Origin of the sequence: Bradyrhizobium sp. SPXBL-02, assembly GCF_051853065.1 — a bacterium.
In the GTDB taxonomy this organism is placed as follows: Bacteria; Pseudomonadota; Alphaproteobacteria; order Rhizobiales; family Xanthobacteraceae; genus Bradyrhizobium.
On the sequence record NZ_CP182474.1, the window covers coordinates 1,285,592 to 1,305,919 of the forward strand.

General features: G+C 64.2%; 16 protein-coding genes. 9 read left to right on the plus strand and 7 right to left on the minus strand.

Annotation, left to right across the window (positions count from 1 at the left end; translation table 11 throughout):
- Positions 1 to 3: 3 nt before the first annotated feature.
- On the minus strand, positions 4 to 1,410 hold the full coding sequence (locus ACNJYD_RS06020; RefSeq protein WP_439365660.1) for an MBOAT family O-acyltransferase: 1,407 nt from the start codon (positions 1,408 to 1,410) through the stop codon (positions 4 to 6).
- Between the two features lie 165 nt (positions 1,411 to 1,575).
- Between ACNJYD_RS06020 and ACNJYD_RS06025 the strand changes: the two genes are divergently transcribed.
- The 3 genes from ACNJYD_RS06025 (at position 1,576) to ACNJYD_RS06035 (ending at position 4,545) form a co-directional block, all read left to right on the plus strand.
- Positions 1,576 to 1,896: an endonuclease domain-containing protein gene (locus tag ACNJYD_RS06025; protein ID WP_439365661.1), complete on the plus strand. Its 321-nt coding sequence runs from the start codon at positions 1,576 to 1,578 to the stop codon at positions 1,894 to 1,896.
- A 337-nt stretch (positions 1,897 to 2,233) separates the two neighbouring features.
- A complete protein-coding gene (glpK, locus tag ACNJYD_RS06030) occupies positions 2,234 to 3,739 on the plus strand; it encodes a glycerol kinase GlpK (protein WP_439365662.1) in 1,506 nt (501 codons plus the stop codon).
- Between the two features lie 212 nt (positions 3,740 to 3,951).
- Positions 3,952 to 4,545 (plus strand): GNAT family N-acetyltransferase, encoded by a 594-nt coding sequence (locus ACNJYD_RS06035; RefSeq protein ID WP_439365663.1) that lies wholly within the window; start codon positions 3,952 to 3,954, stop codon positions 4,543 to 4,545.
- Positions 4,546 to 4,767: 222 nt separating this feature from the next.
- Here the strand turns inward: ACNJYD_RS06035 and ACNJYD_RS06040 are convergent, their stop codons facing one another.
- The gene (locus tag ACNJYD_RS06040; RefSeq protein ID WP_439365664.1) at positions 4,768 to 5,202 is read right to left on the minus strand and encodes a DUF6636 domain-containing protein; all 435 of its coding nucleotides are present in this window, start codon (positions 5,200 to 5,202) and stop codon (positions 4,768 to 4,770) included.
- A gap of 11 nt (positions 5,203 to 5,213) precedes the next feature.
- Complete coding sequence (locus tag ACNJYD_RS06045) at positions 5,214 to 6,197, minus strand: threonine/serine dehydratase (protein WP_439365665.1); 984 nt, start codon at positions 6,195 to 6,197, stop codon at positions 5,214 to 5,216.
- Between the two features lie 27 nt (positions 6,198 to 6,224).
- On the opposite strand from ACNJYD_RS06045, the gene ACNJYD_RS06050 reads away from it, so the two are divergent.
- Together ACNJYD_RS06050 and ACNJYD_RS06055 are read left to right on the plus strand one after the other, a co-directional pair.
- A complete protein-coding gene (locus tag ACNJYD_RS06050; RefSeq protein ID WP_057028173.1) occupies positions 6,225 to 6,527 on the plus strand; it encodes an ArsR/SmtB family transcription factor in 303 nt (100 codons plus the stop codon).
- 129 nt (positions 6,528 to 6,656) lie between these two features.
- Positions 6,657 to 7,286, plus strand: coding sequence for a glutathione S-transferase family protein (locus tag ACNJYD_RS06055; protein ID WP_260382028.1), 630 nt, complete (start codon positions 6,657 to 6,659; stop codon positions 7,284 to 7,286).
- 290 nt (positions 7,287 to 7,576) lie between these two features.
- Here the strand turns inward: ACNJYD_RS06055 and metH are convergent, their stop codons facing one another.
- Together metH and metF are read right to left on the minus strand one after the other, a co-directional pair.
- Entirely contained in the window at positions 7,577 to 11,419 is a 3,843-nt protein-coding gene (metH, locus tag ACNJYD_RS06060; protein ID WP_439365666.1) for a methionine synthase, read from the minus strand.
- A gap of 6 nt (positions 11,420 to 11,425) precedes the next feature.
- Positions 11,426 to 12,346, minus strand: coding sequence for a methylenetetrahydrofolate reductase [NAD(P)H] (gene metF / locus ACNJYD_RS06065; RefSeq protein ID WP_439365667.1), 921 nt, complete (start codon positions 12,344 to 12,346; stop codon positions 11,426 to 11,428).
- Positions 12,347 to 12,719: 373 nt separating this feature from the next.
- On the opposite strand from metF, the gene ACNJYD_RS06070 reads away from it, so the two are divergent.
- A complete protein-coding gene (locus ACNJYD_RS06070) occupies positions 12,720 to 13,739 on the plus strand; it encodes an LLM class flavin-dependent oxidoreductase (RefSeq protein WP_260382030.1) in 1,020 nt (339 codons plus the stop codon).
- 154 nt (positions 13,740 to 13,893) lie between these two features.
- On the opposite strand, the gene ACNJYD_RS06075 is transcribed toward ACNJYD_RS06070, so the two are convergent.
- The gene (locus tag ACNJYD_RS06075; protein ID WP_212254156.1) at positions 13,894 to 14,751 is read right to left on the minus strand and encodes a prephenate dehydratase; all 858 of its coding nucleotides are present in this window, start codon (positions 14,749 to 14,751) and stop codon (positions 13,894 to 13,896) included.
- A gap of 21 nt (positions 14,752 to 14,772) precedes the next feature.
- Positions 14,773 to 15,513, minus strand: a complete 741-nt coding sequence (locus ACNJYD_RS06080) for a 3-deoxy-manno-octulosonate cytidylyltransferase (RefSeq protein ID WP_172784929.1) — start codon at positions 15,511 to 15,513, stop codon at positions 14,773 to 14,775.
- 233 nt (positions 15,514 to 15,746) lie between these two features.
- On the opposite strand from ACNJYD_RS06080, the gene ACNJYD_RS06085 reads away from it, so the two are divergent.
- From ACNJYD_RS06085 to ACNJYD_RS06095, 3 genes are all read left to right on the plus strand, one after another.
- Positions 15,747 to 16,301, plus strand: a complete 555-nt coding sequence (locus ACNJYD_RS06085) for a c-type cytochrome (protein ID WP_439365668.1) — start codon at positions 15,747 to 15,749, stop codon at positions 16,299 to 16,301.
- A 209-nt stretch (positions 16,302 to 16,510) separates the two neighbouring features.
- Complete coding sequence (locus ACNJYD_RS06090) at positions 16,511 to 18,427, plus strand: extracellular solute-binding protein (RefSeq protein ID WP_439365669.1); 1,917 nt, start codon at positions 16,511 to 16,513, stop codon at positions 18,425 to 18,427.
- Between the two features lie 14 nt (positions 18,428 to 18,441).
- Positions 18,442 to 20,328, plus strand: a complete 1,887-nt coding sequence (locus ACNJYD_RS06095) for an extracellular solute-binding protein (RefSeq protein ID WP_439365670.1) — start codon at positions 18,442 to 18,444, stop codon at positions 20,326 to 20,328.

Genomic DNA, 20,328 nt, shown 5'->3' on the forward strand with positions numbered 1-20,328 from the left:
TGGTCAGAACTGGAAGTAGATGAAGGCGCTGTCGGGCCCGGCTTCGAGATAGGCCAGCGCCGCCAGCGCACCATAGAGATACGGCTCCCATCGTCGCAACCGGCCGTCGACGAGCGCGCCGATGCCGGCATGCTGGATGATCACCGGCAGCGCGTAGAGCAGGGCGAGGTTATAGAACAGCTTCGGCGGATTGGGCGCGTCCGTCGCGATGAACATGCCCTTGAGGTAGCTGATCGCGTGGTCGAAATTCGGCAGCTTGAAGAAGATCCAGAGCATCGTGACGCAGAAGAACACGACGCCCATCCGGACGACGCGCAACGCAGGACGGTCGCCGAGAAGTTTCAGGAACGGCCGCTCGATGGCGAGCAGCAGCCCGTGCGCCATGCCCCACAGCGCGTAGCTCAGGCTCGCGCCATGCCAGAGCCCGCCGAGCATCATCACGATCATCAGGTTGAGATAGGTCCGCAAGCCCCCATGCCGGTTGCCGCCGAGGGGAATGTAGAGATAGGTCCTGAGCCAGCTCGACAGCGAGATGTGCCAGCGCGTCCAGAACTCCGAGAACGATGTCGAGATGTAGGGCAGGTTGAAGTTCACCGGCAGCCGATAGCCGAACAAGAGGCCGAGGCCGAGCGCGATCGCGGAATAGCCGAAGAAGTCGGCGTAGATCTGGTAGCTATAGAGGAACACGAGCAGCCAGCGGTCCTGCGTGCGCAGCGTCTCGTGGAGCGGGAAGTCCATGTAGGACGTCATCTCGTTGAGATTGTTCGCCACATACAGCTTGAAGAAATAGCCGACGAGAATCCATTTTGTGGCCTCGACGAAAGCGACGTCACTGATCCGCTTGGGCACGATCTGCGGCATGAACTGGGCCGCGCGCGTGATCGGCCCGGACACCAACTGCGGGAAGAAGATGATGTAGAGGAAGACCTCGCGCAGGCTTGCGGTGCGTTTCTCGCGCGTCAGGTCGACCAGCAGGCTGATGTTGTGAAACACGAAGAACGAGATGCCGATCGGCAGCGGCAGCCGCAGCAGGAAGTCGAGCGGCGCGACCCCGGTCAGATGGCTTGCGGCGCCATCGACGAACAGGAACTTGTATTTGAAGAACGCCAGCAGGCCGAGGTTGAAGACGATGCCGGCCGGCATCCACACAGCCCGGTTCTCGAACGCCAGCACCAGGCAGACATGGGTGCCGAGCACCGCGACCAGCAGCAGCGGCAGCAACTCGGGCTGGCCGAACCCGTAGAAGAACACGCTCGCGGCCACCAGCAGCTGCACCTGGAAGCCGCGCAGCGGCGGCAGGTAATAAGCGCCGAACACGGCCGCGACGAAGACGCCGAACTGAAAGGAGGTGAAAGTCATGCCGCCCCATTGGCCCGACACGGCATTTAGCATTTTGGTCGAGATGGTCATAGCCTTGTCGGCTCTGCCGGGACGCGACTTCTGGTTGCCGGCGTGACGGGCGTCGCTTACCCTCCCCTGGAGGGGTGGGGTGAAGCCAAGGCAATGGTCTCAACATCAATCCGACGTAGCGCCGCGAAAAAGCTGAGGGCGAATACAACCCCACATGAGCGCATCTTGTGGCGTGCCCTCAAAGAATTACCGATGGATGGCTCGCATTTCCGCCGGCAAGCGCCGATCGGTCCATACATCGTGGACTTCTTCTGCCCTGCCAGGCGCCTGATCATTGAGCTCGACGGCGGCCACCACAATGAAGACGGTGTGGCCGCCCGCGATCTCGACCGCCAACGCTGGCTCGAACACGAAGGCTACCGCGTCATCCGGTTCTGGAATTTGGAGATCACGACCGATCTGACCGCGGTGATGGAGCGCATCTATGTCGAGCTGTACGGATCGAGCGACGCAGAGACGACACCCTTAAAGCACCGCCGAACCTAGCGGCTCGCGCGACCCTTCTCTTACCCTCCCCTGGAGGGGGAGGGTCGGTTCGCATGCAGCGAAGCGGAATGCGAACCGGGGTGGGGTGACAGACCATCCGCGAGCGCAGTGCTCCTGAATGAACGGAAAAGCCTTCGGCGGAACAAATGTGAGACCGCCTTTGTGGCTTCACCCCACCCCGCTCGCGCTGCGCGCGAGCGACCCTCCCCCTCCAGGGGAGGGTAAGCAAGCGTGCACCTCCGTTATCCAATCTTGACCTTCTGCCTCCAATCCGCTCCCTTTGGCCCAACACAACGACCCTCCGGGAAACGCCAAGAACACATCAAGGTAAGCCGCCATGTCTTTCGTCCTCGCCATCGACCAGGGCACCACTTCTTCGCGCGCGATCGTGTTTCGCGGCGATATTTCCATCGCCGCCAAGGCGCAGGCCGAATTCCCGCAGCATTTTCCGGCCTCGGGCTGGGTCGAGCACGAGCCCGAGGACATCTGGACCTCGACCGTGATGGTCTGCCGCGAGGCGATCGAGCACGCCGGCATCACCGCAAAGGACATCGCCGCGATCGGCATCACCAACCAGCGCGAGACCACCGTGGTGTGGGACCGCGCCACCGGCCAGGCCGTGCACCGCGCCATCGTCTGGCAGGACCGGCGCACCGCCGACATCTGCGCGAAACTGAAAGCCGACGGCCGCGAGGGCGTGATCTCTGAGAAGACCGGCCTGATCATCGATCCCTATTTCTCCGGCACCAAGGTCGCCTGGATACTCGACCACGTTCCCGGCGCCCGCGCCCGCGCCGCGCGCGGCGAGCTGATGTTCGGCACCATCGATTGCTATCTGCTCTGGCGCCTCACCGGCGGCAAGGTGCACGCCACCGACGCCACCAACGCCTCGCGCACGCTGCTGTTCAACATCCACACCGGCCAGTGGGACGACGAGCTCCTGGAGATCATCGGCGTGCCGCGTTCGATGCTGCCCGAGGTGAAGGATTCCTCCGCCCGCTTCGGCGAGAGCACGCCCGATCTGTTCGGCGGCGCCATCGCGATATCAGGCATCGCCGGCGACCAGCAGGCCGCCACCATCGGCCAGGCCTGCTTCCGCCCGGGCATGATGAAATCCACCTACGGCACCGGCTGTTTTGCCCTGCTCAACACCGGCACGACTCCCGTCGTGTCGAAGAACAAGCTGCTCACCACCGTTGCCTACCAGCTCGACGGCAAGCGCACCTACGCGCTCGAAGGCTCGATCTTCGTCGCGGGCTCCGCCGTGCAATGGCTGCGCGACGGCCTCGGCATCATCAAGCACGCCGCCGAGACCGGACCTCTTGCCGATCAATCGGACTCCATGCAGAGCGTCTATCTCGTGCCGGCCTTCGTCGGCATGGGCGCGCCCTACTGGAATCCGCGCGTGCGCGGCGCGCTGTTCGGCCTCACCCGCAACACCGGTCCGGCCGAGCTCGCCCATGCCGCGCTGGAGAGTGTTTGTTACCAGACCTTTGACCTCTGGGCCGCGATGCGCGCGGACTGGCCGAGTTCAGAGACGGCCAGCGTCGTGCTCCGCGTCGATGGCGGCATGACCGCATCCGACTGGACCATGCAGCGCCTCGCCGATCTCCTCAACGCGCCGGTCGACCGCCCCGTGATCCAGGAAACCACGGCGCTGGGCGCCGCCTATCTCGCCGGTCTCAATGCGGGCGTCTATCCCGAGCCGACAAAATTCGCCGATAACTGGCGCCTCGAGCACCGCTTCAAGCCGAACATGAGCGAAGCGACGCGCGAGCGGAAGCTCGCCGGCTGGGCACGCGCGGTGAAGGGCGTGCTGGCGAGCGACGAGGGGGAAGGGTAGGCGTAGGCACGGCCTCGCAGCTCGATGCCGCGAGACGCGCTCAACTGCCTCCACGTCGTCATTGCGAGGAGCTCTTGCGACGAAGCAATCCAGACTGCCTCTGCGGAAAGATCCTGGATTGCTTCGCTGCGCTCGCAATGACGGAGTGTGGCGCTGCTGTGGTGGCTCAAACGGCGCCGCCCGCTCGCCCATAACGAAAGAAGCAACCAAGCATGATCGTCCCCGACGGCTATTCCGACGTGCCGAACGGCAAGATCGCCGCCGTCGTCACCCATTTGGAGATAACCACGCCGCCCGCGCGCCGCGACGATCCGCCGGGAAACTGGTCCCTGCGCAAGGTCGATTCGCCCGCGCTCACCTGGTACCGCGATCTCTACCGCCGCGTCGGCGAGAACTGGCTCTGGCTGGCGCGGCCCCATCTGACCGACACCGAGCTCGCCGCAATCATCCACGCGCCTGGCGTCGAGGTCTATGCCCTCGTCGAGGACGGGCGCGAGGAAGGCTTTCTGGAACTGGATTTCCGCGAACCCGGGCAGTGCGAGGTGGTCTATTTCGGCGTCACCGCCGGCCTGATCGGAACGGGTGCCGCCCGCTTCCTGATGAATCGTGCGCTGGAGATCGCATGGTCACGCGACCTCCGCCGCCTCTGGCTGCACACTTGCACTTTCGATCATCCCGGGGCGGTGGCATTCTATCAGCGCTTCGGCTTCCGCCCCTTTCGCCGCCAGATCGAGATCGACGACGACCCGCGCCTCGACGGGAGGTCGCCGCGCGATGCGGCGCCGCATGTGCCGATCATTGAGTAGTGTGCGGCTGCCTCCTCACCGTCATTGCGAGGAGCCCTTGCGACGAAGCAATCCAGAATGTCTGCACGAAGAGTTTCTGGATTGCTTCGCTGCGCTCGCAATGACGAAGTGCTGCGCTGACGTCAATGTTCTGATTAGCACATCAAAGGGCGGCGGCGCCGTACTGGATGGCGCACAGCAAAGTCCGGGACCTGCTTTTCCGCATGCAATGGGCCTACGATCTCAAAACACCTCCTGCTTCCCCCGAGCCAGCGAAAACCCCCGCTGCATCGCATTGAAGCATGTCGGCCCCGTCTGCTCCGACCGGCACGTAAATCCGCCGCGCTGCCAGATCTCGCCATAAGCCAGCACCGGCAGCGAGGGATCCATCACGGTGTCGCCGGCGCAGATGCGGCTTGCGGCGCCCTTCGCGCTCATCTCGAAGGCGTGGCCCCAGTCGAGCTCGCAATCGGCGGGCCGGCGCGGGCGCGCGTCCATGTTCATGATGTCGCAGCGGAGCACGCCTTGACCGTTGTCGGTGAAGAACTGGCAGGCGATGTTCTTCGACGGCGTCAAGAAACCGATCGGGCGGTCGTCGATCGGGCGGTCCTGGGCGTGGGCGGCGCCGATCATCGGCAGCAGGATCGCTATCAGGATCAGTCCGCGCGGTGCCGTCATGTCATTCCCGCTCAGCTATCGAAATTCACCGCATTGGTGTTGGCACCGCAGACCAGAATCGCGACGCGCTCGGCGGGTGAGGGACGATAGCGGCCGGAGAGCACCGCGGCAAAGGCGGCGGCGCCGCCAGGCTCGGCTACGAGGCGCAAGTGCGACCACAGCGCGGCCTGGGCCTGCCGGATTGCATCGTCGCTGACCAGGACGACCCGCTCGACATGGGAGCGCGCGATCGGAAACATCAGCTCGCCGACGCGCCGCGGCGCAAGGCTGTCGGCGGCGATGCCGCCGGCCGGCGCATCGACCGGTGCGCCCGCCTCGAACGCGGCGTGCAGGGTTGGCGATTGCTCCGGCTCGACCGCGACGATGCGTGTCCTGCCGGCGTACCACGCCGCAATGCCGCCGATCAGTCCGCCGCCGCCGACCGCCACCAGCAGCGTGTCGATGCCGGGCGCATCCTGCTCCAATTCCAGTCCGACGCTGCCCTGGCCGAGCAGGGTTTCGGCCTGATCGTAGGCATGGACGGCCAGCGCGCCGGTCTGCGCGACATGCGCCTCGCTCGCGGCGAGCGCATCGGCGTAGCGGCTGCCTGCGATCACGAGCTTTGCGCCGTAAGTCCTGATCCGCTCGGCCTTGGCCGGCGAGGTGATGTCGGGCACGAAGATCGTGGCGGCAATGCCGAGCCGCTGCGCCGCATAGGCGACGGCCGCGCCGTGATTGCCGCCGGATGCGGCGACGACACCGGCCTGCGGCACCTGCCGCAGCAACAGATTGGCGAAGGCGCCGCGCGCCTTGAACGATCCGGAATGCTGCAGCATCTCGAGCTTGAAGGTGACGGGCGCTGCCGGCAGGCCGAAATCGGCGAGATCGGCCTGAACAAGCGGCGTGCGCCTGATATGCGGACGGATGACCGGCTCGGTCGCCGCAATCCGCTCCCGATTGATGTCCATTGTCGCTGTCATGATACCGTCCAGGATAGCCCAAGGGAGCGTTGACATCAATTAGGTAATTAGCAAAATGGCTAAATGAAATTTGCCGTCGCCTTGCGCGCGCTCGCCAACGAACGCCGCCTGCAGATCCTGGAATGGCTGCGGGATCCGCGGCGGCATTTTCGCGAGCAGGAAGATGGCGACCTGGTCGAGGACGGCGTCTGCGGATTGCTGATCGCCGAAAAGCTCGGGGTCAGCGCGCCGACATTGAGCGAGCACATGCGGGTGCTGACGGCAGCCAAGCTGGTGCGCGCCAAGCGCATCAAGCAATGGACGATGTACAAGCGCAACGAGACGGCCATCGCCGCGATCAAGCGCTCGATCCAGGACGGCCTTTGAGCGCAAGGCCGCCCGCGGACCTCGTTGCAGCCGGCGCAATGCTCCCTTTCCGAGATTTTTGTTGCGTCGCGCCGAGCCCGTCGTGGAGACTGATCGGCCGTTGTTCAATGATTGAGAAGAGCGAGAACCATGTTCCTGATCGGCCAATATGATTCCCCCTTCGTCCGCCGCGTCGCGATTGCGCTCCGGCTCTACGGGCTCGCCTTCGAGCACAAGCCATGGTCGACCTTCGGCGATGCCGACAAGATCGCGCCCTACAATCCGTTGCGCCGCGTGCCGACGCTGGTGCTCGACGACGACGAGGCGCTGATCGAGAGCATGATCATCCTGGATTATCTCGACGACCTCGTCGGGCCCGAGAAGGCCATGCTGCCGCGCGGCGGCACCGAGCGGCGCAGGCATTTGCGCATCTGCGCGCTCGCCTCCGGCCTCGGCGACAAGGCGGTCAGCCTGCTCTACGAGCGCGTGCTGCGGAAGGAGCAGCTCGCGCTGTGGGTCGAGCGCTGCCAGGCACAGATCGCGGACGTGCTGGAGGTGCTCGAGGCCGAGCGCGCCAGGGTGACGACGCCGTACTGGCTGGGGACGCGCATCGGCCACGCCGACATCGCGGTGGCCTGCGTCGTCCGCTTTACCCGCGAAGCGCATCCACAGCTGTTCGATGCGTCGCGCTATCCGGCGCTCGCGGCGCATAGCGCGCGTTGCGAGGCACTGGCCCCGTTCCAGGAGATCGTGCAGCCGCTGTCCCCGCCGAAGGGATGAGGTGCGCTCTGTCATTCCGGGGCGCGCGAAGCGCGAACCCGGAATCCATCGTGCAGCGGATGATGTGGAGCAATGGATTCCGGGCTCGCGCCAAGTGGCGCGCCCCGGAATGACGGCGCTGGCGCTGGCGAGAGTGTCGGACCGCTACAGCAGCCCGATGATGCCATAATACCCCTGTTTTGCCCGACGCCGCAACGGGATTTCGGCAAGGCCGAAAATCCTCAAGCCTTTTCAACCCCATCGCTACTGTGCATGGGGTTGTTTTCTCTACTTTGTTTTGGACGCCCCGCTTACCCCGCGCCGGCGCGCTTTTTCTGCCAGACGAGGTGCACCGCGCAGGTGCAGCCCGGCGGATGCGAGGCGAGATCTTTCGGCATCTCGTCGTTCGCCGGCGTGGCGGCGAAGGCCTTGTCCTGCGACGGGATGTAGTTCAGCACCGGCGCGAGCCAGCGCTCGGCTTCCGCTACCGTCATGCCCTTGCGCGCCGCGTAGTCCTCGACCTGGTCGCGCTCGATCTTGCCGACGCCGAAATAGTAGCTCTCGGGGCTCGCAAAATAGAGCCCCGACACGCTACTGCCCGGCCACATCGCAAAGCTCTCGGTCAGCTTCACGCCGGCGGTCGCCTCCGCATCGAGCAGCTCGAACAGTATCGCCTTCTCGGTGTGATCGGGCTGCGCGGGATAGCCGGGCGCGGGGCGGATGCCCTGGTATTTCTCCAGGATCAGCTCATCGTTGGAGAGCGCCTCGTCAGGTGCATAGGCCCAGAACTCGCGGCGCACGCGGGCATGCATGCGTTCGGCAAAGGCCTCGGCGAGGCGGTCGGCCAGCGCCTTGCACAGGATCGAGGAGTAGTCGTCGTTGGCCATCTTGAAGCGGTCGGCAACGGCGTCCTCGCCGATCCCAGCGGTGACGACGAAGCCGCCGATGTAATCGGGCACGCCGGCCGGGGCGATGAAGTCGGACAGCGCCGCGTTGAAGCGGCCCTCGCGCTTCTCCAACTGCTGGCGCAGCGTGTGCAGCGTCGCGATGCTCTTGGTCCGGCTTTCGTCGGCATAGAGCACGATGTCATCGCCTTGCGCATTCGCCGGCCAGAAGCCGATCGTCGCGCGCGCCCGGAACCACTTTTCCTTGACGATGGTGTCGAGCATCTTGCGCGCATCGTCATAGAGCGAGCGCGCGACCTCGCCGACCTTGGCGTCGTCGAGGATGGCGGGGAAACGTCCCGCGAGCTCCCAGGTCTGGAAGAACGGCGTCCAGTCGATATAGGGCACGAGCTCGGCGAGGTCGTATGCGTCGAAGCTTTTGGTGCCCAAGAAGGTCGGCTTCACCGGCTTGTTCGCGGCAAAGTCGACCGGCACGCGGTTGGCGCGGGCATCAGCGAGCTTCAGCCGCTTCTTGTCGGCCTGCGCGCGCAGATGCGCCTCCGAGATCTTTGCGTATTCGGCGCGCACCTCGGCGGCATAGGCCTCGCGCTTCTCCGGCGAGAGCAGCGCGGAAGCGACGCCGACGGCGCGGCTGGCGTCGTTGACGTGAACGACGGGGCCGGCGCGATAGCTCGGGTCGATTTTCACGGCGGTATGCACGCGGCTGGTGGTGGCGCCGCCGATCAAGAGCGGCAGCCTCAAGCCTTCACGCTGCAATTCGCCGGCGAAGAACGCCATCTCGTCGAGCGAGGGCGTGATCAGGCCGGAGAGCCCGACGATATCGGCCTTCTCCGCCTTCACGGTCTCGACGATCTTCGCCGCCGGCACCATCACGCCGAGGTCGATGACCTCGAAATTGTTGCACTGGAGCACGATGCCGACGATGTTCTTGCCGATGTCGTGGACGTCGCCCTTCACCGTCGCGAGCACGATCTTGCCGGCGGACGAGGAGCCCTCGGTGCCGATGCCGCTCGCAAGGTTGCGCGCCTTCTCCTCCTCCATGAACGGCATGAGGTAGGCAACGGCCTGCTTCATGACACGCGCGGACTTCACCACCTGCGGCAGGAACATCTTGCCGTCGCCGAAGAGGTCGCCGACCACGTTCATGCCGGCCATCAGCGGGCCTTCGATGACATCGAGTGGCCGCGAGGACTTCTTGCGGGCTTCCTCGGTGTCCTGCTCGATGAACTCGGTGTTGCCATGCACCAGCGAATGCGACAGCCGCTTCTCCACCGGCCATTCGCGCCAGGCGAGATCGGCTTCCTTGCTTTCCGTCTTCTTGCCGCGGAATTTATCGGCGAGCGCCAGCAGGCGTTCGCTCGCGCCGGGGTCGCGATTGAGGACGACGTCCTCGCAGGTCTGGCGCAGCTCCGGATCGATGTCGTCATAGACGATCATCTGACCGGCATTGACGATGCCCATGTCCATGCCGGCCTTGATGGCGTGATACAGGAACACCGAGTGCATGGCTTCGCGCACCGGCTCGTTGCCGCGGAACGAGAACGACAGATTGGAGACGCCGCCCGAGACATGCGCGCCCGGCAGGTTCTGGCGGATCCAGCGCGTCGCCTCAATGAAGTCGACGCCGTAATTGTTGTGCTCCTCGATGCCGGTCGCGATCGCGAAGATGTTCGGATCGAAGATGATGTCCTCGGGCGGGAAGCCGACCTTGTTCACCAGGATGTCGTAGGCGCGCTTGCAGATCTCGGTCTTGCGCGCGAACGTATCGGCCTGGCCGACCTCGTCGAACGCCATGACGACGACGGCCGCGCCATGACGGCGGGCGATCTTCGCCTCGTGAATGAACTTCTCCTCGCCTTCCTTCATCGAGATCGAGTTCACGACCGGCTTGCCCTGCACGCATTTCAGGCCGGCCTCGATCACCGAGAATTTCGAGGAGTCCACCATCACGGGCACGCGGGCGATGTCGGGCTCGGCGGCGACGAGGTTGAGGAACGTCACCATCGCCGCTTCTGAATCGAGCAGGCCCTCGTCCATGTTGACGTCGATAATTTGCGCGCCGTTTTCGACCTGGTCGCGCGCGACCTGGAGCGCGGCGGTGTAATCGCCGGCGGTGATCAGCTTGCGGAAGCGGGCCGAGCCGGTGACGTTGGTGCGCTCGCCGACATTGACGAAGGGGATCGCGTCCGTCAGCACGAAAGGCTCGAGGCCGGAGAGCCGCAGGCGCGGTGCGATCTCGGGCACGATGCGCGGCTTGTGCGGGGCGACGGCGGCCGCGATCGCGGCGATATGGTCCGGCGTCGTGCCGCAGCAGCCACCGACGATGTTGACGAGGCCGTCGCGTGCGAACTCGCCGACGAGGCGCGCCATGTAGTCGGGCGTTTCGTCATACTGGCCGAACTCGTTCGGCAGGCCTGCATTGGGATAGGCGCACACGAGCGTGTCGGCGACGCGGCCGATGTCGGCGATATGCGCGCGCAGATCTTCGGCGCCGAGCGCACAGTTGAAGCCGATGGTCACAGGCTTTGCATGCCGCACCGAATTCCAGAACGCTTCCGGCATCTGCCCCGACAGCAGGCGGCCGGACTTGTCGGTAATGGTGCCTGACACCATCACGGGCATGTCGATGCCGCGCTCTTCGGTGATCTCCGCGATCGCATAGAGCGCCGCCTTGGCGTTGAGCGTGTCGAAGATGGTCTCGACCAGCAAGAGATCGACGCCGCCGTCGATCAGGCCGCGGATCTGCTCGCCATAGGACTTGCGCAGATCGTCGAAGGTGACGGCGCGATAGCCGGGATTGGAAACATCGGGCGAGATCGAGGCCGTGCGGTTGGTCGGTCCGATGGCACCGGCGACGAAGCGCGGCTTGCCGTCCTCGGCCGCGACGCGGCGGGCGGCATTGCCGGCTAGGCGGGCGCCCTCGCGCGCCATCTCGTAGACGATGTCGGTGAGGTCGTAATCGGCCTGCGCGATCGAGGTCGTCGAGAAGGTGTTGGTCGCGACGATGTCGGCGCCGGCGCGCAAGTAGGCCGCGTGGATGTCCTCGATCGCCTGCGGCTGCGTCAGGATCAACAGGTCGTTGTTGCCGCGCAGGTCGCGATGGAAGTTCTTGAAGCGTTCGCCGCGGAAGGCTTTCTCGTCGAGCTGCAGGTTCTGGATCATCGTGCCCATGGCGCCGTCGAGCACGAGGATGCGCTCGCGCGCGGCGGCAAGGAGAGCAGTTCGCTTCGGAGAGACGGTCACGGTCATTTTCTCTTATGCCGCCTTCTGCGCGCTCTTGGCGCGAATGCCGAGCAAATGGCTGATCGCGAACACGAGATCGGCGCGGTTCATGGTGTAGAAATGGAAGGTGTCGACGCCGTGCTTGGCGAGCTTCTGCACCTGGCCGGCGGCGACGGTCGCCGCCACCAGCTTGCGCGTTTCGGCATCGTCATCGAGGCCCTCGAATTTCGCGGCGAGCCAGTCGGGCACGGAGGTGCCGTTCCGGGTGACGAAATTGCGCGCCTGCTTGAAATTGTGCATGGGCATGATGCCGGGCACGATCGGGATATCGATGCCGCGCGCACGCACGCGGTCGAGATAGCGGAAGTAGAGGTCGTTGTCGAAGAACACCTGGGTGATCGCGCGCGTCGCACCCGCATCGACCTTGGCCTTGAGCGTGTCGATATCGGCATCGAAGTCGCGCGATTCAGGGTGCTTCTCGGGATAGGCCGAGACCGAGACCTCGATATCGCCGTGCCGCTTCTTGATCCCGGCGACGAGCCCGGCCGAGCTCTGATAACCCTCGGGATGGCTCGAATAGGGCGTGCCGATGCCGCCGACGGGATCGCCGCGCAAGGCCACGATGTGGCGGACGCCGACCTCGTGATAGCGGTCGACGATCTCGTCGATCTCGCTGCGCGAAGCGCCGACGCAGGTCAGATGCGCCGCCGGCAGCAGTGCGGTCTCTTGCAGGATGCGCGCGATGGTCGAATGCGTGCGCTCGCGGGTCGAGCCGCCGGCGCCATAGGTCACCGAGACGAATTTCGGCTCGAGTGGGGCGAGCCGGTTGATCGTCTCCCAGAGATTGCGCTCCATCTCTTCCGTCTTGGGCGGAAAGAACTCGAAGGAGATCGCAGGCCGTTTCAGGTGCCCATCTTGCCGGTCGGCTGTCGCAGGCGTCGTCAGGTCAGTCATGGCGCCACTCACTCCAATGTAGGCCGGCGATCGGATCTAGCTTCGGAGACCTAAAATACGGCAAAGGCCCCCGGGTCGACAGCCCATCATTGATGGGAAGTTGCCCATTTAGGCGCCAATGTGCAGTTTCTTCGTTTGAATCGCGCGTCTGGTGGGAAAGAGGGCGGCCGGCATAATATACTGATTTTAAAAGAATTATTGTTCTTTGGCTTCGTTTCGCGGGCCTGATTTCGTGGTGGGCAGGATAAAACCGTCTACAAACGAGCAGCAATTGGCCCAACCTGAGCCGCTGACGGGCCCGCCCGTCCGTACACGTCAGGCCTGCGCAGCCTGCCCATTGCCGCCGCGACGGCCTCCATTAGGTTAAGCCGCCATGATCCCGCTCTCCGTCCTCGACCTCTCCGTCGTCACAACAGGCACCAAGCCCGCCGCGGCGCTACGCAACAGCATCGATCTGGCGCGTCACGTGGATGGCCTCGGCTATGTCCGCTACTGGCTCGCCGAGCATCACAACCTCGCCTCTGTCGCGAGCCCGGCGCCCGATGTCATGATCGGGCAGATCGCGGCGGTGACGAAGCATCTCCGCGTCGGCTCCGGCGGCGTGATGCTGCCCAACCACGCGCCGCTCGTCGTCGCCGAGCGCTTCAAGATGCTGGAGGCGCTGTTTCCCGGCCGGATCGATCTCGGTCTCGGCCGCGCGCCGGGCACCGACGGCGCCACGGCCTACGCGCTCAGAAGCCGGCTCGACCGTCGCGAGGGCGACGATTTCCTGGAGCGCCTGCACGAATTGATCCTGTGGGAGACGCGCGAATTCCCCGCAGGGCACCCATACAACAACGTCGTCGCCATGCCCGACGACACCAGGCTACCGCCGATCTGGCTGCTTGGCTCCAGCGATTATTCCTCGGAATTGGCCGCCCAGGTCGGCATGGGCTTCGCCTTCGCCCATCATTTCGCATCCCACGACGCGATCGATGCGATGGTGCATTACCGCAATCGATTTCAGCCCTCGGCGTGGCGCGCGAGCCCGCACGCCATTCTCGCGGTTGCCGTCATTGCGGCCGATACCGACGAGGAGGCCGAAAGGCTCGCCTCGTCCTTCGACCTCAACCGCCTTCGCCGCGACCGTGGTCAATATCTGCCGCTGCCGAGCGTCGAGGAGGCCATGGCCTATCCGTATACGGATGCCGAGCGCACCTCGATTCTGCGCAACCGGTCGCGCCTGTTCGTCGGCAGCCCCGCGACGGTGCAGAAGAAGCTGCAGCCCTTGATCTACGCGAGCAAACCGGACGAGCTGATGGTGATCACGGCGGTGTATGACCACGAGGCCCGAAAGAAGTCGTATTCGTTGCTGGCGGAGGCGTTCGGGCTGGCGAAAAGAGAAAGCGCGTAAACCCGCTCTCGTGCCCCGGACGCAGCGCAGCGCTTCCCCGGCGATGCGAAGCATCGTCCGGTGCAGCGGTGCGCTGCAGAGCCGGGGCCCATCTCGCGACTGGGTATCCTGTCCCTGGATCCCGGCTCGCGCTTCGCGCGTCCGGGACACGCCATCAATCCTGCGCTTCGCTGAATGTCGCGCGGAACGGATGGCCCGGATACACCCCGACGATGCGGAACTCGCGCGAGAAGAATTTCAGCTCCTCGATGGCGAAGGCGAGGCCCTTATCATCGGGGTGGCCGTCGACATCGGCATAAAACTGCGTGGCGAAGAAATTGCCGTCCACCATGTAGCTCTCGAGCTTGGTCATGTTGACGCCGTTGGTGGCGAAGCCGCCGAGCGCCTTGTAGAGCGCCGCCGGCAAATTGCGCACGCGGAAAACAAAAGTCGTGACGAGCGGCGCGGTGCCTTGGGGCGCCCATTTCGGTTCGCGCGCCAGCACCACGAAGCGCGTGGTGTTGTGGGCCTCGTCCTCGATGTCCTCGGCGAGGATGTCTAGGCCGTAGATCTTTGCCGCCAGGCGCGAGGCGATCGCGGCCACCGTCTTGTCCTTGCGCTCCGAGATGTCGCGGGCGCTGCCGGCGGTGTCGGCGTGCACGATCGGCTTGATGCCGAGCTTGCGGATGATGCGCCGGCACTGGCCGAGCGCGTGCACGTGGCTCTCGACGCTCTTGATGTCCTCGAGCTTGGTCCCCTTCACCGCCATCAGCTGATGCCGCACCGGCAGAAACCATTCGCCGACGATGAAGAGGCCGGACGCCGGCAGCAAATGATGGATGTCGGCGACGCGGCCGGCGACCGAATTCTCGATCGGGATCATGCCGAGATCGGCCTCGCCCGACGAGATCGCCGACAGCGCGTCTTCAAACGTGGCGCAGGGCATCGGCTCGGCGTCGGGATAGGCCTCGACGATGGCGATGTGGGAATTGGCTCCGGGTTCGCCCTGAAATGCGATCTTCATCTTGCTCATGCTCGGCCTTGTAGCAGCGGCTCAGGATTTGGAAAGGATGCTGCGCGCGGTTTCGAGATCGGGCGGCGTGTCGACGCCGCGAGGCACGCTATCGACGATCATGATGTCGATCCGCATGCCGGCCTCCACCGCCCGGAGCTGCTCCAGGCTCTCCTGACGTTCCAGGGGCGACGGCGGCAGCGATACGAACCGCTCCAGCGCCGCGCGGCGATAGGCATAAAGCCCGATGTGATGGTATCGCGGTCCGTTGCCGTAAGGGGCTGTGGCCCGGGTGAAATAAAGTGCCCGCAACCGCTTCGGCCCGATCGGCGAACCGATCGCCTTCACCACGCTCGGCGCGAGGTCCTCCTCCTCGGTGTGGATCTGCGAGGCCAATGTGACGATGTCGACCGCGGGATCGTCGAAGGGGGGCAGCACCTCGCGGATGGTCTGCGGCGTGATGGTCGGGAAATCGCCCTGGAGATTGATCACGATCTCGGCCTTGCCCTCGGGATCGAGCTTCTGCATGGCTTCGTGGATGCGGTCGGAGCCGGAGGGGTGGTCGGCGCGGGTCATCACTGCCTCACCGCCATGGGCGGTCACGACCGAGGCGATTTCGTCGGTGTCGGTCGCGACCGCAACCCGGCCGATTGCAGCGGCCTCTGCGCGGCGCAGCACATGCACGATCATCGGCAGTCCCGCGATATCGGCGAGCGGCTTGCCGGGCAGGCGGGTGGCCGCCATGCGGGCCGGGATCAGAACCAGGATGCGGGGGTCGATCATTGGGTTCAAAGGTCTGGGGTCAAGAGCCTGAAAACGGAGCGTTTTCCGCACCGGGAAATGGGATGGGGACGGGCCTGAAGCCGGCTCGCTTATACGGGTTGCCAGACCCCGGGCAAACCGATATCTCAATGGCAAAACTCGGGGAAACAATAAGGAACGTTTGATTCTCCCGAGGCTCGTCCTGGCGGCCGCTTGGGCCGCTGTTTCCTTCTTGCGGTGGGGCCTGGCCGGAAATGGACTCTTTCGAACTCAATAAGATTCTCGGTGCCGTGCTCGGCACCTGTCTCTTCCTGCTGGTGACGAGCTTCACCGCGAGTGCACTGTTCTCCCCCAAGATGCCGGAAAAGCCGGGCTTCGAGATCGCGGTGAAGGAAGACGCTGGCCATGGCAAGGAAGGTGGCGCCGCCGCAGCCTCCTCCGAGCCGATCGAAAAGCTGCTCCAGACTGCCTCCATCGAGAAGGGCGCTGCCGCCGCCAAGAAGTGCGGCGCCTGTCACACCTTCGAGAAGGGTGGCCCCAATCGCGTCGGTCCGAACCTCTATGGCGTGGTCGGCGAGAAGCGGGGTGAGGGCCGTGGCGGCTTCAACTTCTCGGCTGCCATGAAGGCAAAGGGCGGCACCTGGACCTTCGACGACCTCAACAAGTTCATTGCCAACCCGAAGGGCTTCATCCCGGGCACTGCCATGGGCTTCGCCGGCATTCCGAAGGATTCCGAGCGCGCCGACGTCATTGCCTATCTGAACTCGCTGTCGGAGCATCCGCAGCCGCTGCCGACCGCGTCTAAGTAAGGCTTCCAGAGCATTCTTCGGAATGCGGCCAGGCTGAAAAGCCTGGCCGTTTTCTTATCCGGGCCTCGCAACGACGTTATCGGGGCGTTTGGCCGCATCCGTTAGGCCGGCCGGACTTCCAAGATGAGGAAAAAGCAACATATTCCGTCGAAACCTCGCCTATATTGGGAACTTAAAGGAGTAGCCTCCTTCAAGACAGGGATGTTGATTTGGCCATTACCCGACGCGATCTCCTGCTCACCGGCACTGCTGCGGCAGCGCTTCCAGCCCTTGGTTCCGTCGCGGGCGTTCCTGTCGCCGGCACGGCACAGGCGCAATCGGCAAGCGAGCTGCCTTCTAATGGGTTGCCTTGGCGCCACGCGCTGTCCCTGTTCGGAAAGGTCAAGTATCCCGCCGACTTCAAGCGCTTCGACTACGTCAATCCGGACGCGCCCAAAGGCGGCGTGGCGCGCCAGATCGCCGTCGGCACGTTCGACAATTTCAACATCGTCGTCTCGGGCGTGAAGGGCCAGGTCGCCGGCGCTGTCGCATTCATCTACGAATCGCTCCTGACGCAGTCTCTTGACGAGGTCTCGACCGAATACGGCGCGCTGGCCGAAGCGGTCAGCCATCCCGACGATTTTTCCTTCGTCAGCTATCGCCTGCGGCCGCAAGCCAAATGGCACGACGGCAAGCCCGTCACGCCGGAGGACGTGATCTTCTCGCTCGATTCCTTCAAGAAGCACCATCCGATGTACTCGGCCTATTACAGCCATGTGGTGAAGGCCGAGAAGGTCGGCGAGCGCGAGGTGAAGTTCGTGTTCGACGCGCCCGGCAATCGCGAACTGCCGCAGATCGTCGGGCAGCTCATCGTGCTGCCGAAGCATTGGTGGGAGGGGACCGATGCGCAGGGCCGCAAGCGCGATGTGTCCACCACCACGCTCGAAGTGCCGCTCGGGTCCGGTCCCTACAAGATCAAGGATTTCGTTGCAGGACGGTCGATCGCGCTGGAGCGCGTCAAGGACTATTGGGGTCGCGATCTTCCCATAAATGTGGGCCGCAACAATTTCGACGAGCTGCGCTACGAATATTTTCGCGACGGCACCGTTGCGATCGAGGCCTTCAAGGCCGACCAGGTGGATTGGCGTACCGAGAACAGCGCGAAGAGCTGGGCGACCGCCTACGATTTCCCGGCCGTGACCGAAAAGCGGGTAATCCTCGAGGAGTTCGCCAATCGCAGCTCGGGCGTGATGCAGGCCTTCGTGCCGAACCTGCGCCGCGCCAAGTTCAGCGATCCGCGTGTTCGTCGTGCGCTCAACTACGCGTTCGACTTCGAGGAGATGAACAAGCAGATCTTCTTCGGTCAGTACAAGCGCATCAGCAGCTATTTCGACGGCATCGACGAGCTGATGGCAACCGGATTGCCGCAGGGAAAAGAGCTGGAGATCCTCGAGACGATTCGCGCCGAGGTGCCGCCCGAAGTCTTCACGACGGCCTATACCAATCCGGTAGGAGGCAACCCGGAAGCGGTGCGTGACAATCTGCGTGAGGCGCTGCGCCTGTTCAAGGAGGCCGGCTACGAGGTGCGCGACCGCAAGCTGATCGACGTCAAGACCGGCGCCCAGTTCTCGCTGGAACTGCTCAACTCGGATCCCAGCTTCGAACGAATTACGCTGTTCTACAAGCCGTCGCTGGAGCGGCTCGGCATTGCCGTGAGCGTGCGGACGGTCGATCCGACTCAATATGAGAACAGGACGCGCGAGTGGGACTTCGACATCGTCACGAACTCGTGGGGCGAATCGCAATCGCCGGGCAACGAGCAGCGCGAGTTCTGGTCGTCCAAGTCGGCCGACATCGCCGGCTCGCGCAACATCGCCGGCATCAAGAATCCGGCCGTCGACAAGCTGATCGAGCGGGTGATCTACGCCACTGATCGCGACGATCTCGTCGCGGCCACCAAGGCACTCGACCGCGTGCTGTTGTGGAATCACTACGTCGTTCCGCAATGGACCTACAACAAGGTCCGCACCGCACGCTGGGATCGCTTTGGCCGGCCGGCGGAACTGCCCAAATACGGTCAGTCGGGCTTCCCGTTCATCTGGTGGTACGACGCAGACAAGGCGGCGCGGATCGCAAAGAAGTCGTGAAGGACAATTCCCGCATGACGCAGATGTCACGCCGCCATGTGCTGGTCTTGGGTGTTGGCGGCGCCCTCGGGGCGTCGCTGGGTGCGCAGCCGTTGCGCGGCGCACGAGCATCGGAAGCGGCGATCGAGGCGCACGGCATGTCGGCGTTCGGCGATCTCAAATATCCCGCCGACTTCCATCATTTCGACTATGTCAATGTCGATGCGCCGAAAGGCGGCACGTTCTCGCTGATCCCGTCGGTGCGCGCCTACAATCAGTCCTACCAGACCTTCAACTCGCTCAACGCCTTCATCCTGAAAGGCGACGGCGCACAAGGTATGGACATGACGTTTTCGCCGCTGATGGTCCGGGCAAGTGACGAGCCTGACGCAATGTACGGGCTGGCCGCCAAATCCGTGCAAATATCGCCGGACAAGCTGGTCTATCGCTTCATGATGCGGCCGGAAGCGAAGTTCCACGACGGGACCAGGCTCACGGCCCACGATGCAGCTTTTTCGCTGACGACGCTGAAGACCAAGGGGCATCCGCTGATCATCGTGCAGATGCGCGACATGGTCAGCGCGGAAGCCCTCGACGATGCGACGCTCGTGGTCACCTTTGCCAAGGGGCGTGCGCGCGACGTGCCGCTCTATGTCGCCAGCCTGCCGATCTTCTCGAAGGCGTACTACGCGTCCCGCCCGTTCGATGAATCGTCGCTGGAGATTCCGCTCGGCTCGGGCCCGTACAGGGTCGGCAGGTTCGAGGTCAATCGCTACATCGAGTTCGAGCGCGTGAAGGACTGGTGGGCCGCTGATCTCCCGCCCTGCCGCGGCAGCTACAACTTCGATGTCGTCCGCTACGAATTCTACCGCGACCGCGACGTCGCCTTCGAGGGCTTTACCGGCAAGAGCTATCTCTACCGCGAGGAGTTCACTTCGCGCATCTGGGCGACGCGCTATGACTTCCCCGCGGTCAAGGACGGCCGTGTCAAGATGGAGGTCGTGCCCGACGATACGCCCTCCGGTGCGCAAGGTTGGTTCATCAATACGCGGCGCGACAAATTCAAAGACCCCCGCGTGCGCGAGGCGCTGATCAACGCTTTCGATTTCGAATGGACCAACAAGACCATCATGTACGGCGCTTATGCCCGTACGGTGTCGCCGTTCCAGAATTCGGACCTCATGGCGGGCAATGCGCCGCCTTCGCCGGAAGAGCTGAAGCTGCTGGAGCCGTTTCGCGGCCAGGTTCCCGACGAGGTGTTTGCGGCGCCGTTCACGCCGCCGACCTCTGGCGGCTCCGGTCAGGATCGCAGCCTTCTCCGCAAGGCGCAGCAATTGCTGACCGAGGCCGGCGTGCCCATCAAGGACGGCAAGCGGGTACTGCCGAACGGCGAGGTATTCAAGATCGAGTTCCTGCTGGATGAGCCCTCGTTCCAGCCGCACCACGCGCCTTACATCAAGAATCTCGCGACGCTCGGCATCGAAGCGAGCGTGCGCCTCGTCGATGCCGTACAGCACAAAGCCCGGCAGGAAGATTTTGATTTCGACCTGACGATCCAGCGCTTCAGCATGTCGGCGACACCAGGCGATGCCATGCGCGCATTCTTTTCCTCGCAGGTCGCAAACACCAAGGGCTCGTACAATCTCGCCGGCGTCGCCAGTCCGGCGATCGATGCCATGATCGAGAAGATCATGGCGGCCGACAGCCGCGAAGAGCTGACCGTCGCTTGCCGCGCGTTCGATCGCCTGTTCCGCGCCGGTCGCTATTGGATACCGCAATGGTACAACAAGACGCACCGGCTGGCCTATTGGGATCAGTTCGGCCATCCGCAGAAGCTGCCGCGCTATGCCAATGGCGTCGGCGCGCCGGAGATCTGGTGGTATGAGCCCGCCAAGGCGGCCAAGCTCGAGCAGGCAAAATAG